Here is a 15,917-nt window from a genome sequence, read left to right on the forward strand (position 1 = left end):
CCATCATGGCTATCACAACTGCTACCGGACGCGAGATCCGAGTTCGTTTCTGTCCCTCACCCACCGGCACCCCGCATGTCGGTATGGTACGCACCTGCCTCTTTAACTGGGCCTACGCCCGGCACGTGGGTGGAACTTTTATTTTCCGCATTGAAGATACCGACGCAGCCCGTGATTCTGAAGAGTCGTATCACCAGATTCTTGATTCCCTGCGCTGGCTCGGGCTGGACTGGGATGAAGGGGTTGAAGTGGGCGGCCCGCACGGTCCCTACCGGCAATCCCAGCGCGGGGATATCTACCGTAAGGTCGCGGCCCAGCTGCTGGAGCGCGGCTACGCCTACGAATCTTTCTCCACTCCGGAGGAAATCGAGGCGCGCCACCGCGAACGCGGGGAGGATCCCAAGCTCGGGTACGACGGCTATGACCGCAACCTCACCGAAGAACAAAAGGCTGCCTACCGGGCGGAAGGGCGCGAACCGGTGCTGCGCATGCGCATGCCCGATGAGGATATTACCTTCACGGATGTGATCCGCGGGGATATTACTTTCCGGGCCGGCTCCACTCCGGATTACGTGATTGTGCGCGCCAATGGCGATCCGCTCTACACCCTCACCAATCCCATTGACGATGCCCTCACGGAAGTAACGGACGTGCTGCGCGGGGAGGATCTGCTCTCCTCCACGCCGCGCCAGATCGTGCTCTACCGTGCCCTGGAAGAACTGGGTATCGCGAAGTGGACGCCGCGCTTCGGCCATATGCCCTACGTGATGGGGGAGGGTAACAAGAAGCTGTCCAAGCGTGATCCGGAATCGAATCTGCTGCTTCACCGCGAACGGGGCATGATCCCGGAGGGCCTGCTCAATTACCTGGCCCTGCTCGGGTGGTCCTTCTCCGCCGAACGTGATGTGTTCAGCAAGGAAGAACTTGTGGAGCATTTTGATATCCACAATGTCAATCCGAACCCGGCCCGTTTTGATGACAAGAAATGCGTGGCGATTAATGCGGACCATATCCGCCTCCTTGACGTGGCCGATTACACCCGCCGCCTCGTTCCTTATCTCAGCGAGGTGCTCAGCGGCGGCGCCTATGAGGAGCTCACGGATCGCGAACGGGAAATTCTTGACGCGGCAGCGCCGCTGGCGCAGACCCGCATGCAGCTGCTGGGCGAGGCCCGGGATCTGCTCGGCTTCCTTTTCGTTGGTGCGGCGGAGCTGGACTACAACGAGAAAGCCCTCTCCAAGCTTCGTGATTCGGCACCCGAAGCGCTACGCGGGGCTCGCGAGGCCCTGAGCGCGCTGGATGATTTCACGCCGGAAGCTATTAAGCCCGCCCTCGATGCGGCGCTGGTGGAGGGCCTCGGTATCAAGCCGCGCTTCGCCTTCGGCCCGCTTTTCGTGGCGATGACGGGCACGAATGTGTCCATCCCGGTGATTGATTCCATCGCTATCCTCGGGCGTGAGGAAGCGGTGGCGCGCATTGACCAACTCCTGGAAAAAATTTCCGGGTAGTAAAGAATACGAACGGGGAGGGCCGCGATGGTGGTAAGTACGACGCCGCCGCCGCCGCGGCCCGCCGCGTCTTTTCCCGCGCCGGGAACCTACCTGCGTGCCTGGGGAAGGGCCTGGGAGCGGGTGGCAGCGGGCGCCGCGAGTGACTACGCGGGTGAGGGTGTAGGCGCGAACGAGGGCGCACACCCGGGTGAGGGCGCTGGCGGCCGGGTATTCTTCGAGCCCCTCGCCATGGATGATGGCAGCATGGAGTGCGTCCCGCGGGTGGAGTTGTGCGGTGCGGAAAATCCCCAACCGTCCTGGCCGGTAGCTGAGCTGGGGCGTTTCCAGCGCGCGAACCTGGCGTTGGGGGAGTTCTCCATCCATTTTGCGTTCAACGCGGATATTGAGCGCGTTCTTGCCGCGGATTGGGCCTTGAGTGCGGAGGAAGCCGCAGTGCGGGATTGTGTACTTGAGCAGCGCATTCCACCCGAATGGGAGGCCTGCTTCGCGCTCCAGCAGTTGCGCTTCCACGAGGTCGCGCTACCCAGCCACCGCCGCAGTCACCGCTCCCGCCGCAGCCGTAGGCCGCTCGGCTGGGAGATCAGTTCGCAAATCATCGAGATCCTCGGCCCGGCGGATAATCCGGCACGCCCGGAAGACTATATCGCCTTCAGCTACCTCAGTTTCGACGTAGGCGAGTTCTTCACCGGTCACCCCCTCGGGGAGCTCTCCAGCACCTGGTCATTTTTCGGCGACGACGCCGGCGACTACCCGCGCTCCCACCTGCTCGCTACCGAACTCCCGGAGCTGGCGCAGCCGGATCAGTCGCGGATCTACCGGATTGTGACCGCGGAGGACTGGGTTACGCTGGTGGAGCGCTACCCGCTCCGGATCCCCCTGGAGCGGATGTGGAGTCCGGAGACCCTTGGTGACCTGAATACTTACACAGTTAATTGGACGCGGGCCCGTCGCGATTACGACGCCGTGGACATCACCATCGCCGGAGCCGTGCGCACCATGTTTTCCCCGCTGCCCGCCTGTGACGGCTATACGATGCTCACCGGTTGCACGCCCGGCTCGCGTATCTGGCTGCGGGTACCGGAGACCTTACGGGAGGAAGCCGAGCGGCAGGGCCGCGTGCGTGAATGGTAGCGGTGAGTTTCGGCATTGCCTGCGCGGGTGCAGTTTGAACGGCTATGCCGCCTGAACTAGCGCGGGTACAGTTCGAGCTGGCTGCCCGTTTGCACCGGCGCGGGTGCAGCTTGAGCTGTCTGTCCGTTTGCACCAGCGCGGGTGGAGCTCGAGTAGGTGCACCGCTTGAACTCGCGCGGGCCGAGAACGTGGTGCGTCACACGTCCAGCGGATTTGCCAGCTTGAGGAGATTCCACTAAGCTTTTTATCTGTCGTCCTCGGGAACGTAACGATTCTGAGGTCCACACCCTTGGGGTATGGTGTAATTGGCAACACAGGTGATTCTGGTTCATCCATTCTAGGTTCGAGTCCTGGTACCCCAGCGATGATGCTTCGGCATTCTCACAGGCCCCGTTCGTCTAGCGGCCTAGGACGTCGCCCTCTCACGGCGGTAACACCGGTTCAAATCCGGTACGGGGTACAGCACAAGGCGGGAAAGCTTCGGTTTTCCCGCCTTGAGTCGTTCCGCCGCGACGATACGAATGGTGCTTTCAGAAACTGAAATGTACGCTATTTCGTTATTATTCCAGGTGAAAGTTCGGGTTGGAGACGGCAGCTTTTCCATTAACTTCCTGTTTGCGCAGCGCACTATTTCTATTAGGCTGGGGTCATAAGGATGGAGGTGGTACCACATGATTATCCGAGGAAGATATACAAGTCTCGACCAAGTACTCGCCCGTCAAAATGAGATTTTGGACGAGCTACGCACCACCCGCGAGGACTATAACGAACGAGCGGAAAACTACTGGATGAATGACAAAGAGGCTGCACTACGTCCAGAGTTTGAAGCACTCGAAGGCTTCGTGGAGTTCTACCGTGAAGAAGAGCTGAAGGAAAAAGAACTTGCAGCGGCCGGACGTTCTTAGCGAAAAGGTACAGCAGTTCGCCGGCGATCTTATCGGAGTCGCACGGCTATTTGATGATGACTTCACCTTCGTAACGGACGAAGCTACGGCTTATCGGCAATCGACTCAGCGCATACAAGGGACTGCTGGTATCCAGTTGGATCATATGCGCCTGTATCTGGAACTTGACTACAGTCTCTTTCTCTCTCACCTCGAGCAGTTTTTAACGGTGGGGCAGTCTAGTTTCACATTGCGACTGCACTCAAAGAAAAGCGAACCCACGATTCGATGGGACTATATCCGTCAGCCGCGTTCTGCCGATGTACCGAGCTCGCATGTGCAGATTCATGCTCACAGGGATATATGGACTCATGCGATGGTAGATGGTGGGCTATCAGCTCGAGCGAGGAAAAGAGCTAATCTGAAGGGGCGAACACCTCCAATTTCGGATCTGCATATTCCGCTTGGCTCAAAAAGATTTCGTCCGTGTGCGGAGGATATCCTTTTGTTTATCCTGCATGAGTTTGGTGCACACTGTAAACCGGGTACTGAGAAAATCCTGTTAGAAAGACGCTCTGACTGGGAAAGGATACAAGCCCGCGCGGTCGTTCGTGAACATCCCGAAGAAGCTATATCGGTGCTTAAGGAATTGGGGTTGATATAGCCGCCTATTGCCGATGAGTGTGTAGGCGGTAAAGATCATTATGCGGCACACCGCGCCCGCGCTACCGCCCGCAAGAATGAGGGATCGCGCATGAGCCGGGTTTCCCATTCTCCGCGCCCGGCTCCGCTATCCTCGCGGGCCGGGGTGAATACCACCTGGATCGCCGGACCGGCACATTCCTCCAAAGCCGAAAGGTAGGCATGGCGTAATTCCCCGTAGCTATCGGCTGGGAACTCGGGTGGGAAGAAAACGACGTCGTTCGGAAGAAGCACCCCAAGAGCATCCGCACGTTCCACGCGCCGCGCGTGTGCAGCGACCACATCCGCATCGGTACCGGAATTCGCGTGTTGCGCCGCACCTTCCCCGAGCTCTGCATCACGATCCGCCAGGTAACGCGAGGCCGCCAGAAGCGGATCACCCCGGCGCGCGTACCGCAGCGGCACCCCAACACGCGCGCAAAACTCCAGCGCGCAATCAATCACCAGGCCACGCCCGCGAAAATCGCGACCGTAGCGCGGCCCGGCAATGCCCGCCGGGCGATACCCACGGTCCTCCATCCAGGAGAATTGCGCAGCCAATTCCGTGAGGATATCTGCGCGCACGAGCTGCGGGGGAGCGGCGCTTTCTTCCGCGGAAAGGTAGCGCCCGCCGCGGTCCGTCAAACTTGAGGCATGCGGGCCGACGGCGCGCCACGGAGCTCCGGGCCCCTGCGAGCTAATAGCGAAACCCAGCAGAATCCGCCCCGGATCGATGCCGACGGCTGCCAAAGCCCGCAGGGCATGTTCCGCCGCGGGAGCCGCCACCAGGAGGGTGGCGCAGGTGGCGTGCCCGCGTTCCAGCATCTCGATAATGAGGTTATTCAGGGCACGATTGCGCCCCAGCCCATCCGCGCACACCACCACGGTGCGGGCCGAGGAGCTGGGGTGGGATGCAATCATGTCGCCAAAAATATCCATCTCACGTTACCGAAATATGAACAAAAAATGAATGGGAGTCCGCGCAGTGGGTGCGCGGGAGCGGAAGGACTAATCTTCGAGGTTGTCACGCCCGGGCAGCCAGGTATTCCCCTTCTTGCCCCAGCCGTGCTCACGCTTGGCGCGCTTGGCCGCAGCTTCCTCGCGCCCGGTGAGTCGATCCACGTACAAATGCCCGGTCAAATGGTCGTATTCATGCTGGAGAATACGCGCGAACCACCCGGTTGCCTCGATTTCGTAATGCTCGCCCTTTTCGTTTTGCGCCCGTAGCAAAGCATGCGGGGAGCGCGCCAGGGGATACTGTTCGCCGGGGAAGGACAGGCATCCTTCTTCGAAAGGCTCTTCATCCGGATTCACAGGTTCAATAAACAACGTGGGATTAATGGCGACGCCGCGCTCGGGAGCCTCATCCTGATCGGCGTAAACCCACACAAAAATCTGTTTGCCAATGCCCACCTGCGGCCCGGCCAGCCCCACCCCGGGAGCGGCCACGGTGGTCTCATACATATCTTCGACCAGCTGAGCCAGTTCCTCGTTAAATTCCGTAATGGGCTGGGCCGGCCGATGCAGAACGGGATCGCCGGTGATGTAAATAGGAAGAATAGCCATGCTTTAGTTTAAGGCCCGGGCGCGCCCAGGCAAAGAGCATTCCGTTAAAATTCCGGGTGGTCTTTTTCTGTCGGAGGCGGGCGCTAAGCTGACGCTAGGAAAAGGAACGACGCCGCACCTACCCCGCCACCGGTGGGGTAGCCGGTCAAGGGGCTCCTCCGTGAGGGGATCTCTGTGCGAAAGTGAGGGCTTATGCGCATCGCGCTCGTCTCGGATTGCTTCTTGCCCCGCCTGGGCGGGATTGAAGCTCAAACTCGGGATCTTGGCCTGGCTTTGCAGGAAGCAGGCCACCGGGTGCTGGTCATTACCGCTACTCCGCGTGATACGCCTCCGGCTCCCGGAAGTCGGGCAGATCGCGATATCGTGGCGGGCCTTCCCGTCCAGCGCATTACCTCAGCGCTCTTCGGTAATCTCCCGGTCTCCCCGGGGTGCGGCGCCCAACTGCGTGCCTCGGTGCGGGGTGCAGATGTGGTGCATATTCAGGCCGGAGTTGTGTCACCTTTTGCGTGGGCCGCGATGCGCATAGCGGCGGCGGAAGGAATCCCCACTACCGTCACCTGGCACTGTGTATTGGATCCGGTGGAGAAGCTGTTTGCTCCGCTGCGCTGGGTCACGGCGCGCGGAGTTGTCCATAACGCGGTATCCACGTGGGTGGCCGGGCAAGTACGCCGGGCCGTGGGTGGCGACGTCGCGGTTATCCCTAACGGTGTGGATCTGGGCGAATGGCGCGCGGTTGCCGCTTATCGCCTCGCGCGTGCGGAGGCGTTCGGCGGTGCAGCTGGCGGTGCAGGCGGCGGCAGCGATGCCGGTGCAGGCGGAGGCTCAACTGGCGCTTCAGGCGGCAGCTCGGATAGGTGGCTTGAGGTTGTGGCGGCGCGGCGCCTGGCCCCGCGCAAACGCAATGCCGCCCTCATTGATTGCGTGGCAGGTGCGCGCCAGCTCACCGGGCGGGATATTCACCTCACCATTTACGGGGATGGCCCGCTGCGCTCCCAATTAGAACGGCGCGGGCGGGCTCACGGGAACCCCGGCACAGGCTCTGGCCCCGGGAGCGGCTGGCTTCATCTTCCCGGCCGCACGGACCGGGCCGGGCTCATGGAGGCCTACCGCCACGCGGATATCTATCTCACCAGTTCACGCCGGGAAGCCTTCGGGATTGCCACCCTGGAGGCGCGGGCAGCTGGCCTGCCCATTGTTTCTCCGGCCGGCACCGGAGCTGATGATTTCTTGGAGGATGGGCGCTCAGCGCTCCTGGCGGAAACCGATGCGGATATGGTCGCGCAGCTCGCCCGCCTGGCGGAGGATACCGCGCTGCGCACCCGCATAGCCCACCACAATGCGAGCGTGGCGCCCGGATACGGCTGGGAGGAGGTGGTGCCCCTAGTCCTCGCTGAATATGAGCGGGCTATGCAGAATAGTCGGTCCCGCTAGCCGGATAGTCGGGTGTGTGGCTCGGTGTAGGAAAACACCAGGCCGTGACGCGCATCCGTGTATCTACGCAGCGGGCGGTAGTACTCGACTACTCGCTACTACCTTTACTCGTTAATGCCCTCGGTTGTTTGGAGAACATCGGTGAGGCGCCCGGCTGCGGCCACCACCGCCGCCGAATGTACCCGACCGGGCTGGCGGCCCATCCGCTCCAGCGGTCCCGAAATCGATACCGCGGCAATAACCCGCCCGCTCGGCCCGCGCACCGGCGCGGAAATAGAAGCCACCCCGGCTTCGCGTTCGCCTACGCTCTGGGCCCAGCCGCGCCGGCGCACCGCGGAAAGATTTGTGGCCGTAAAGGAAGCACCCTGCAAACCGCGATGCAATTGATCGGGTTCCTCCCAGGCGAGCAGCACCTGGGCCGCAGAGCCGGCCTTCATCGATAGAGAAGCACCCACCGGGATGGAATCGCGCAAGCCCATGGTGCGTTCGGCATTCGCCACGCAGATACGCTGGTCGCCCTGGCGCCGGTAAAGCTGAGAAGATTCCCCGGTATGGTCACGCAGCGCGATAAGCACGGGATTCGCCGCGGCAATAAGGCGGTCTTCACCGGTAGCGGAGGAGAGCTCACCCAGGCGCGGTCCTAAAGAAAAACGTCCTTCGTTATCGCGGGAAACGAAACGGTGGTATTCCAGCGCGACGGCCAGGCGATGCGCCGTCGGCCTTGCTAAATGGGTGGCGGTCACCAATTGCGCTAATGTTTGCGGGCCGGCCTCGAGAGCATCGAGCACGGCGGCAGCCTTATCGAGAACGCCCACACCACTTCCCTCTGGGGCGGGCGCAGGCTGAGCGTGAGGAGAATCAACCATAGCGAAATTTTCTCATCTCAATAAGTGAGATGCAAACGTCCACACTGTGGTGCCGCGCGCAGCGACGCGCCGCCCGCGCTACAGTCGCGTAATGTCCAAAATGTGAGAATTTCATCTTGCCATGTGGACGGAACTGGGTAAACTAGCCCGCGGACCACCACAACCGATCACCGTTGGAAGAGTAGACAGAGTAACCGCAAAAAGAACCCGGGATAATTCCCCGGAATGATGAAGAGGAGGGTAGGGATGGGACGCACGCTCGCGGATAAAATCTGGGACGCCCATCTGGTTCGGCGTGGCGAGGAAGGCACGCCGGACCTCCTCTATATTGACCTGCATCTCATCCATGAAGTGACCAGCCCGCAGGCTTTCGACGGGCTGCGTCTGGAAGGCCGGCCGGTGCGCTGCCCGGAACGCACCGTCGCCACGGAAGATCACAACGTCCCGACCATCGATATTGATCGCCCCATCGCGAATACCACCTCGCGCAAGCAGGTGGATGCCCTGCGCGCGAACGTCGCGGAATTTGGCATCCCGATCTATTCCCTCGGCCACGCGGACCAGGGAATCGTTCACGCGGTCGGCCCGCAGCTGGGCCTGACCCAACCTGGCATGACGATTGTGTGCGGGGATTCCCACACTTCCACCCACGGTGCCTTCGGCTCCATCGGGATCGGCATCGGTACCTCGGAAGTCGAGCACGTCCTCGCCACCCAAACCCTGCCCCTCCAGCGTTTCAAAAATATGGCCATTACCGTCAATGGCACCCTGCGCGAAGGCACGACCGCGAAAGACATTATCCTCGCCGTCATCGCCAAAATCGGAACCAACGGAGCATCCGGGCACATTATTGAATATCGCGGGGAGGCAATCCGGGCGCTGTCCATGGAAGCGCGTATGACGATCTGCAATATGTCCATTGAGGCGGGCGCGCGCGCCGGGCTCGTCGCCCCGGACGCCACCACCGTGGATTACGTGCGCGGGCGCCCCCACGCCCCGCGCGAGGATGCCTGGGATGCCGCGGTAGCCTACTGGTCCACGCTGTATAGCGATCCGGATGCGCATTTCGATACCGAAGTGGTCCTTGAGGCATCCGAAATTGAGCCCATTGTCACGTGGGGAACGAATCCCGGGCAGGGGGTGCCGCTGTCCGGCGTCGTCCCTAATCCGGACACACTGCCGGAAGAAAAAGAGCGCCAAGCCGCGCGGGAAGCCCTCGACTATATGGACCTGCGGCCGGGCACGCCCATGCGCGATATCCACGTGGACACCGTTTTTATCGGTTCGTGCACGAATGGTCGCATTGAAGATCTGCGCTCGGTCGCTTCGGTGTGGCGCGGGCGCCACAAAGCCAAAGACCTGCGCGTCATGATCGTGCCGGCCTCGGCGCGAGTGCGCCTCCAGGCCGAAGCTGAAGGTCTGGATGAAGTCTTTCGCGCTTTCGGTGCCGAATGGCGCAATGCGGGCTGTTCCATGTGCCTGGGCATGAACCCGGACCAGCTCACCCCGGGGGAGCGCTGCGCTTCGACCTCGAATCGTAATTTCCGCGGCCGGCAGGGCCCGGGCGGGCGCACCCACCTCGTTTCTCCGCTGGTGGCCGCCGCCACCGCGGTGACCGGCCATATTTCCCATCCCGCAGACCTCGCCCCTACAGCGTAGAAAGAACACGCCCGTGGAGATTTTCACCCAGCACACCGGCATCGGCGTCCCTCTGCGCGAAACCGAGGTGGATACCGACCAAATCCTGCCCGCCCGCTACCTCAAACGCATCACCAAAAGCGGCTACGAGGACGCCCTCTTCCACGAACGGCGCAAAGACCCCGCTTTTATCCTTAACCAGACCCCGTACGCGGCCGGATCCATTCTGGTGGCCGGGCGCGATTTCGGGACCGGATCCTCGCGCGAACACGCCGTGTGGGCGCTACGAGACTACGGTTTCCGTGCCGTCCTCAGCCCGCGTTTCGGTGATATTTTCCGCGGCAATATGGGAAAACAGGGCCTGGTTGCAGGGCAGATTAGCGACGACGCCGCCAGCCGGCTGTGGGAACTTTTAGAAGAAAAGCCGGGCCGGGAGCTGACCGTGGACCTTGCCGCCTGCGAGGTGCGCTGCGCTGATATCACCTACCCCTTTGAGATCGACCCGTATACCCGCTGGCGCCTCATGGAAGGCCTGGATGATATCGCTTTGACCCTGCGTGATATCTCCCTCATTGAGGAATACGAAGCTCGCCAGCCAGGTTTCACTCCGCGTACCCTGCCGCAGCGGCATCTACCCGAGGTGCCGGTCCGCTCGGCGCGCCTGGAGCCAGATTCGCAGGCGTAACGCCACCCGGATATCCTCATAACTCCGGAAACCGGCCGCGGGCCGGTATGCTGGCTGGGTACCTGTGACACGCGAGAAAGGCGGAGAGTATGGTGTCCCAACTTGTGGTTCGCGGAGGAGTCCCCCTGAGCGGTGAGATTACTGTGCGCGGCGCAAAGAATTTTGTGTCGAAATCCATGGTTGCCTCCCTGCTCACCAAAGAAACGTCCGTGCTGCGCAATGTGCCGCAAATCCGTGACGTCACCGTGGTTTCGGAGCTGCTCGGCCTGCACGGCGTAGAAGTCAACTACCAGCCGGAAGCCGGAACCGTGGAGATCACCCCCGGTGATATTCACCTGCCCCACGATCCGCACGAAGTGAACGCGCTGGCCGGCTCGTCCCGTATTCCCATTCTTTTTGCGGGCCCGCTGCTGCACCGCCTGGGCGAAGCCTATATTCCGGATTTGGGCGGGTGCCATATTGGCTCGCGTCCGGTGGATTTCCACCTGCGGGTCCTGGAAGAATTCGGCGCCAAGCGCGTCCAGGAAGAAACGGGTATGCATCTGGTGGCGCCCAAGGGCCTGCGGGCCAAGCCGGTGCGCCTGCCCTATCCTTCTGTGGGGGCTACCGAACAGACTCTCCTTACCGCCGTTATGGCGGAGGGCGTGACCGAGCTGTCCAATGCCGCGGTGGAACCGGAAATCATGGATCTCATCGCGGTGCTTCAAAAAATGGGTGCGATTATTTCTGTGGATACCGACCGTGTTATCCGGGTGGAAGGCGTGGATGAACTGGTGGGATACTCTCACACCTCGCTACCTGACCGCATCGAAGCGGGTTCCTGGGCGGCGGCCGCGCTGGCTACCGGTGGTGATATTTTCGTGCGCGGGGCCGAACAGCAGTCGATGACTTCTTTCCTTAATCTCTTCCGGAAAGTCGGCGGGAAATTCGATGTGCGTGACGACGGCATCCGCTTCTGGCACCCGGGTGGCGCTCTGCAATCCGTATCTTTTGAAACGGATGTGCACCCTGGTTTTATGACCGACTGGCAGCAGCCGCTCGTCGTCGCCCTGACCCAGGCCGAAGGCATGTCCATCGTCCACGAAACCGTTTACGAAAATCGTTTCGGCTTCACCGAAGCGCTGCGGGATATGGGCGCCAATATCCAGACCTACCGCGAATGCCTGGGCGGGCACGAATGCCGTTTCGGGCAGCGCAACTTCTACCACTCGGCCGTTATCCAAGGGCCCACCCCGCTGCGGGCCACCGATATTGTGGTTCCCGATCTGCGTGGGGGCTTCTCCCACCTCATTGCCGCGCTGGCGGCCGAAGGGGAATCCCGGGTCTCCGGGGTGGATATTATCGACCGCGGTTACGAAAAGTTCCTGGATAAACTCCAGGCCCTCGGCGCGGACGTCACGCCGCTGGATGCCTAAGGATTAGTTATTGGCAACGTCAATAACAACCCGCTTGGGGCTCTCCAGCACCTGAACCCGGTAGGGCCGATCCTTATCCAGCCCGATATGGACCTGGTGCATGCCCTCAAAAGCGTGTTCCACGTGGACTCCCTGCACTACCTTCGCGCCCCCGAGGTTCGGCACGGAGAGATCCGCGGCCTGCGCCGGATCCTCCGGGTAGGTCACCCCGGAAATGCTCAGGGTGAGGAAACGCTTGCCGGGAATATCCAGGGGCCGCCCCGAACCATCCTGAATGGCCTCATCACCGAAGAAACTGAACCATTCCAGATTGGCATCGCTATCGTATTCCACCACCACGCGGTCCCAGCCCTCGTGGCCGGCCACCCGCACCGCGGTGGGCACCGCGGAATTCTCGGTGAGCTTGGGATAATTCGGGGACTGCGAGTCCCCTTCAATAAAGCCCTTGAGGGAGCTTTCCGCAGCCTTGAGTGTGAGGCTGGGGGACTGGCTCACCGCCGGGGTAGACGAAGCGGCAGCCGGGGTGGACGGTGTGGCCGCGCCATCACTGGCGGGAGCGCCCTTCCCGGTCCCGGAGCAGCCGGCCAGCGTGAGGGCGGCAGCGCCTGCGAGCAGGAGAAACGACTTTATTGTGTTCTGTGTCATATGTTTACTGTAGTAGGCCGCGCCCGGGTTTGTCACCTTGCCGCGCGGCCCGGCGTACTACCCTGGGAACAGCACTGAGTAGAAAGGTGTCCATTCGTGGCCACACATCACGTCGCCCTCATCTACGGGGGCGTATCCGGAGAACACTCCGTCTCTTGCCTCACCGCGGCTTCCGTTCTGGGAGCTATTGACCCGGAGCGCTACAGCGTTATCCCCATTGGCATCACCACCGAAGGCATCTGGGTTCCCATGAGCACGGAGGAGGTGGCTGCCGGCGCGGACGTGGAATACCACGGAGAACGCGTGCTGGCAGATTTCGGGCCCGGCGGAGGATTCGTGGTGCGCGGCGAAGACGGCAGCTCGCGCAGCCTCGGGCCTATCGACGTGGCCTTCCCGCTGCTCCACGGCCCCTTCGGCGAAGATGGCACCATCCAGGGCACCTTCGAAATGATGGGAATTCCCTACGTGGGATGCGGGGTTTTCGCCTCCGCCGCGGCCATGGATAAGCACTATATGAAATTGGTGCTGGAATCAGCCGGCCTGCCGGTTGCTCCTTACGTGCTCGTGGAACCCCAGCGCTGGAACGCCGACCCGGAGGGCGTGCGCGCGGAAGTAGCCGAACGTTTGCAGCTCCCTGTATACGTCAAACCAGCTCGCGCGGGATCTTCGCTGGGAATCACGCGGGTGGCTGAACTTTCGCAGCTCGACGCCGCCATTGCCACAGCGCGCGCCGTCGACCCTAAAGTCATTGTGGAAACGGGAATCCCGGGCCGTGAAATCGAGTGCGCCGTCCTCGGTGGGCGCGGCGGTACCGCGCCGCGCGCTTCCGTGCTCGGGGAAATCGTTTTGGACGTGCAATGGTATGACTACGCCACCAAATACGTGGCCACCGAAGGCTTCCACATGGAGATCCCCGCCGCGCTCCCGGATGCGGACGCGGAGAAAATGCGGGGCCTGGCGCGGCGTGTTTTCGAGGTTTTCGAATGCGAGGGCATGACCCGCGTGGACTTCTTCTACACCGCCACCGGGGAAATGTACGTCAATGAGCACAATACAATTCCCGGGTTCACTGCCGTGTCCATGTACCCCATCCTGTGGGAGAAAACCGGGCTGGCCTACCGCGATCTCATTTCCGAACTGATCGAGCTCGCCCTCGCGCGCGGGGTAGGGCTGCGCTAAATGCCCCGGCCAGCTGCCAGTCATACGCCCGGACCCCTGGTGCGCGACCTGAGCGAAGCGGAACTCCTCGCGCAGATCGTGCCGCTGCTCCCGCGCGGCGAAACAACAATCGTCCCCAGCGGGGACGATAGCGCGGTGCTCGGCCTGAGCGACGGCCGGGTCACGGTCTCCACCGATATGCTCGTGGAAGGCGTACATTTTCGGCGCGACTGGTCCAGCGGGAGCGATGTCGGCTGGCGGGTGGCCGCCCAAAATATTGCCGACGCTGTTGCGATGGGAGCGCGGCCGCGTTCCCTCGTCGTCGCCATGGAACTGCCCGGGGACGTCCCGGTCGCCTGGGTACGGGACCTTGCGCGCGGCCTGGCCGAATGTTGCGGCCCGCTCGGATGTGGGGTCGACGGCGGAGACCTCGTGGGCGGGAGCCATATGGCCATCAGCGCCACCATTCTGGGCGATCTGGAAGGGCGCACCCCGCTGCAACGCTCGGCGGCAGCGCCCGGCCAGCCCCTTATTCACTGCGGGAATCTGGGGCGGGCCGCGGCCGGCCTCGAACTGCTCAGCCGCGGCTTTGCCCCGGAACGGGGTGCTTTCCCGGATGCCGCCACCCGCCTCATTCAGGATTTTCTACGCCCGCGCCCGCCGGTGACTGAGGTACTCAGCGCGGCTCGCGCCGGCTTGCGCGGGGCGATGATGGATGTATCCGATGGTTTGCTTCGCGATGCCCAGCGGATAGCCGCCGCCTCCGAAGTGCATATCGATATTCATTCGGAGACGCTTTCCCGCCACGCCCATGACCTCCTCGAGGTGGCTCGGCACCTCGGGCGTTCCGATCCGCTGGAATGGGCGTACAGCTGCGTGCTTACCGGGGGAGAAGATCACGGTTTCCTCGCCACGATGGACGTGAGCCCGGAACGGGCTTGGGGGGCGCGCATCCCGCACCTCCCGGAAGGTTTCAGCCTTATTGGGGCGGTGGAAGCCGCTCATCCGGGCGGGTTGGTCACCGTGGACGGGCGCACTTGGACGCGGGGGAGCGGCTGGGATCATTTCCGGCGCGGCTGAGGGCCGAGGCCGAAGGCCGCTGCACCGTTATCCGGATAGGTGAATTTTTTGCGCGAAATCAGGACGTTCTCCCCTGGAATACTATGCTTCCGCTCGCAAAAATAAGAAGTGGTGCGGCGAACCGCACCGCATCAACTGGGAGTAAGGATGCTCCCGCTGAAATAGGAGGAGAAAATGCGAGCAGCGACAGTTCGAGAAACCTCGGACGGCTACGTTGACATTAAGGACGTGGAACTGCGCCCGATTAAGGCCAACGAAGCACTCGTCGATATCGAATACTGCGGCCTGTGCCACACGGATATCCACGTGGCGCTCGGTGATTTCGGTGATGTGCCTGGCCGCATTATCGGCCACGAGGGCGTGGGCGTTGTGGAACAAATCGGTGAGGATGTCACCTCGCTCAAGGTAGGCGACCGCGTGTCTGTCGCCTGGTTCTTCCGCGGCTGTGGACACTGTGAATACTGCGTGACGGGCGACGAAACCCTGTGCCGGAACGTGGAGAATGCCGGTTACAGCGTTGACGGTGGCATGGCCGAAAAGTGCATCGTCGTGGCAGATTACGCCGTCAAGGTTCCCGAAGGGCTGGATCCGGCCGAAGCTTCGTCCATTACCTGCGCGGGCGTGACCACCTACAAGGCTCTCAAGAATGGCAATATCCGCCCCGGCCAGTGGGTGGCGATTTACGGCGCGGGCGGGCTGGGGAACCTGGCCATCCAGTACGCCAAGAACGTTTTCCGGGCCCGCGTGGTGGCCGTGGATATCAATGATGAGAAGCTGGAATCGGCAAAGAAAGTCGGCGCTGACCTCGTTGTCAATTCCTCGGATATCAACTCCGGGGAATGGATCCAGAAGGAAGTGGGCGGCGTGGACGTCGCGGTGGTGACCGCGGTATCCCAGGTTGCCTTCGGCCAGGCCGTGGATGCCATGAAGGCTGCCGGCACCGTGGTGTGCGTCGGGCTCCCGAAGGGCACCATTGACCTGAATATCCACCGCACCGTTCTGGACGGCATCAAGGTGGTGGGCTCCCTCGTGGGTACCCGCCAGGATCTGGCCGAAGCCTTCGACTTCGGGGCCCAGGGCCTCGTCAAGCCGATCGTGGCCACCCGTCCCCTCGATGACATCAACGATATGATCGACGAAATGCTGGCCGGCAAGATCGAAGGCCGCATGGTTGTTGATTTCTCCAAGTAGCGCCCGGCACAGCTTCCGTGCGTGACACGGCGTCA

15 protein-coding genes and 2 tRNA genes are annotated in these 15,917 nt (G+C 62.1%); 13 read left to right on the forward strand and 4 right to left on the reverse strand.

Annotation, left to right across the window (positions count from 1 at the left end):
• Positions 1–5: 5 nt before the first annotated feature.
• From gltX to CYJ17_RS06125, 6 genes are all read left to right on the forward strand, one after another.
• Entirely contained in the window at positions 6–1,508 is a 1,503-nt protein-coding gene (gene gltX, locus CYJ17_RS06100; protein ID WP_101595067.1) for a glutamate--tRNA ligase, read from the forward strand.
• A gap of 27 nt (positions 1,509–1,535) precedes the next feature.
• A complete protein-coding gene (locus tag CYJ17_RS06105) occupies positions 1,536–2,642 on the forward strand; it encodes a hypothetical protein (protein WP_101595065.1) in 1,107 nt (368 codons plus the stop codon).
• 290 nt (positions 2,643–2,932) lie between these two features.
• Positions 2,933–3,004, forward strand: a tRNA-Gln gene (locus CYJ17_RS06110).
• Positions 3,005–3,029: 25 nt separating this feature from the next.
• A tRNA-Glu gene (locus tag CYJ17_RS06115) sits at positions 3,030–3,102 on the forward strand.
• Positions 3,103–3,313: 211 nt separating this feature from the next.
• Positions 3,314–3,547: a hypothetical protein gene (locus CYJ17_RS06120; RefSeq protein WP_026429476.1), complete on the forward strand. Its 234-nt coding sequence runs from the start codon at positions 3,314–3,316 to the stop codon at positions 3,545–3,547.
• A complete protein-coding gene (locus CYJ17_RS06125; protein ID WP_101595061.1) occupies positions 3,525–4,190 on the forward strand; it encodes a hypothetical protein in 666 nt (221 codons plus the stop codon). The genes CYJ17_RS06120 and CYJ17_RS06125 overlap by 23 nt, the downstream gene beginning before the upstream one ends.
• Before the next feature lie 38 nt (positions 4,191–4,228).
• On the opposite strand, the gene CYJ17_RS06130 is transcribed toward CYJ17_RS06125, so the two are convergent.
• Both CYJ17_RS06130 and def read right to left on the reverse strand, forming a co-directional pair.
• Positions 4,229–5,128 (reverse strand): ChbG/HpnK family deacetylase, encoded by a 900-nt coding sequence (locus CYJ17_RS06130; protein WP_180948623.1) that lies wholly within the window; start codon positions 5,126–5,128, stop codon positions 4,229–4,231.
• Between the two features lie 87 nt (positions 5,129–5,215).
• Positions 5,216–5,773 carry a peptide deformylase gene (gene def, locus CYJ17_RS06135; protein WP_026429473.1) on the reverse strand — a complete coding sequence of 186 codons (558 nt, stop codon included), beginning with the start codon at positions 5,771–5,773 and terminating at the stop codon, positions 5,216–5,218.
• A 192-nt stretch (positions 5,774–5,965) separates the two neighbouring features.
• Here def and CYJ17_RS06140 point away from each other — a divergent pair, with 192 nt between their 5' ends.
• On the forward strand, positions 5,966–7,204 hold the full coding sequence (locus CYJ17_RS06140; RefSeq protein WP_101595056.1) for a glycosyltransferase family 4 protein: 1,239 nt from the start codon (positions 5,966–5,968) through the stop codon (positions 7,202–7,204).
• A 104-nt stretch (positions 7,205–7,308) separates the two neighbouring features.
• Here CYJ17_RS06140 and CYJ17_RS06145 read toward each other — a convergent pair whose 3' ends face one another.
• Positions 7,309–8,070: an IclR family transcriptional regulator gene (locus CYJ17_RS06145; protein ID WP_051278627.1), complete on the reverse strand. Its 762-nt coding sequence runs from the start codon at positions 8,068–8,070 to the stop codon at positions 7,309–7,311.
• A 246-nt stretch (positions 8,071–8,316) separates the two neighbouring features.
• Here CYJ17_RS06145 and leuC point away from each other — a divergent pair, with 246 nt between their 5' ends.
• The 3 genes from leuC to murA all read left to right on the forward strand — a co-directional run bounded on the left by leuC (position 8,317) and on the right by murA (position 11,808).
• The gene (gene leuC, locus CYJ17_RS06150) at positions 8,317–9,729 is read left to right on the forward strand and encodes a 3-isopropylmalate dehydratase large subunit (protein WP_101595052.1); all 1,413 of its coding nucleotides are present in this window, start codon (positions 8,317–8,319) and stop codon (positions 9,727–9,729) included.
• A 13-nt stretch (positions 9,730–9,742) separates the two neighbouring features.
• Positions 9,743–10,393 carry a 3-isopropylmalate dehydratase small subunit gene (leuD, locus tag CYJ17_RS06155; RefSeq protein WP_101595048.1) on the forward strand — a complete coding sequence of 217 codons (651 nt, stop codon included), beginning with the start codon at positions 9,743–9,745 and terminating at the stop codon, positions 10,391–10,393.
• An 89-nt stretch (positions 10,394–10,482) separates the two neighbouring features.
• Positions 10,483–11,808 carry a UDP-N-acetylglucosamine 1-carboxyvinyltransferase gene (gene murA / locus CYJ17_RS06160; RefSeq protein WP_087070890.1) on the forward strand — a complete coding sequence of 442 codons (1,326 nt, stop codon included), beginning with the start codon at positions 10,483–10,485 and terminating at the stop codon, positions 11,806–11,808.
• Positions 11,809–11,811: 3 nt separating this feature from the next.
• Here murA and CYJ17_RS06165 read toward each other — a convergent pair whose 3' ends face one another.
• Positions 11,812–12,453 (reverse strand): AMIN-like domain-containing (lipo)protein, encoded by a 642-nt coding sequence (locus CYJ17_RS06165; RefSeq protein WP_101595044.1) that lies wholly within the window; start codon positions 12,451–12,453, stop codon positions 11,812–11,814.
• A 96-nt stretch (positions 12,454–12,549) separates the two neighbouring features.
• Between CYJ17_RS06165 and CYJ17_RS06170 the strand changes: the two genes are divergently transcribed.
• The 3 genes from CYJ17_RS06170 to adhP all read left to right on the forward strand — a co-directional run bounded on the left by CYJ17_RS06170 (position 12,550) and on the right by adhP (position 15,882).
• The gene (locus CYJ17_RS06170) at positions 12,550–13,632 is read left to right on the forward strand and encodes a D-alanine--D-alanine ligase family protein (protein ID WP_101595041.1); all 1,083 of its coding nucleotides are present in this window, start codon (positions 12,550–12,552) and stop codon (positions 13,630–13,632) included.
• On the forward strand, positions 13,633–14,691 hold the full coding sequence (gene thiL / locus CYJ17_RS06175; RefSeq protein WP_101595038.1) for a thiamine-phosphate kinase: 1,059 nt from the start codon (positions 13,633–13,635) through the stop codon (positions 14,689–14,691).
• Positions 14,692–14,865: 174 nt separating this feature from the next.
• Positions 14,866–15,882, forward strand: a complete 1,017-nt coding sequence (gene adhP / locus CYJ17_RS06180; RefSeq protein ID WP_026429465.1) for an alcohol dehydrogenase AdhP — start codon at positions 14,866–14,868, stop codon at positions 15,880–15,882.
• Positions 15,883–15,917 lie beyond the last annotated feature (35 nt).

This window comes from Actinotignum timonense (genome assembly GCF_002860685.3).
Classification (GTDB): domain Bacteria; phylum Actinomycetota; class Actinomycetes; order Actinomycetales; family Actinomycetaceae; genus Actinotignum; species Actinotignum timonense.

Coding starts and splice junctions, on each gene's coding strand:
- CYJ17_RS06165 (WP_101595044.1), bottom strand. CDS start 12,453: ATGACACAGAACACAATAAAGTCGTTTCTCCTGCTCGCAGGCGCTGCC.
- gltX (WP_101595067.1), top strand. CDS start 6: ATGGCTATCACAACTGCTACCGGACGCGAGATCCGAGTTCGTTTCTGT.
- CYJ17_RS06140 (WP_101595056.1), top strand. CDS start 5,966: ATGCGCATCGCGCTCGTCTCGGATTGCTTCTTGCCCCGCCTGGGCGGG.
- adhP (WP_026429465.1), top strand. CDS start 14,866: ATGCGAGCAGCGACAGTTCGAGAAACCTCGGACGGCTACGTTGACATT.
- thiL (WP_101595038.1), top strand. CDS start 13,633: ATGCCCCGGCCAGCTGCCAGTCATACGCCCGGACCCCTGGTGCGCGAC.
- CYJ17_RS06145 (WP_051278627.1), bottom strand. CDS start 8,070: ATGGTTGATTCTCCTCACGCTCAGCCTGCGCCCGCCCCAGAGGGAAGT.
- def (WP_026429473.1), bottom strand. CDS start 5,773: ATGGCTATTCTTCCTATTTACATCACCGGCGATCCCGTTCTGCATCGG.
- leuC (WP_101595052.1), top strand. CDS start 8,317: ATGGGACGCACGCTCGCGGATAAAATCTGGGACGCCCATCTGGTTCGG.
- CYJ17_RS06130 (WP_180948623.1), bottom strand. CDS start 5,128: ATGATTGCATCCCACCCCAGCTCCTCGGCCCGCACCGTGGTGGTGTGC.
- murA (WP_087070890.1), top strand. CDS start 10,483: ATGGTGTCCCAACTTGTGGTTCGCGGAGGAGTCCCCCTGAGCGGTGAG.
- CYJ17_RS06120 (WP_026429476.1), top strand. CDS start 3,314: ATGATTATCCGAGGAAGATATACAAGTCTCGACCAAGTACTCGCCCGT.
- CYJ17_RS06105 (WP_101595065.1), top strand. CDS start 1,536: ATGGTGGTAAGTACGACGCCGCCGCCGCCGCGGCCCGCCGCGTCTTTT.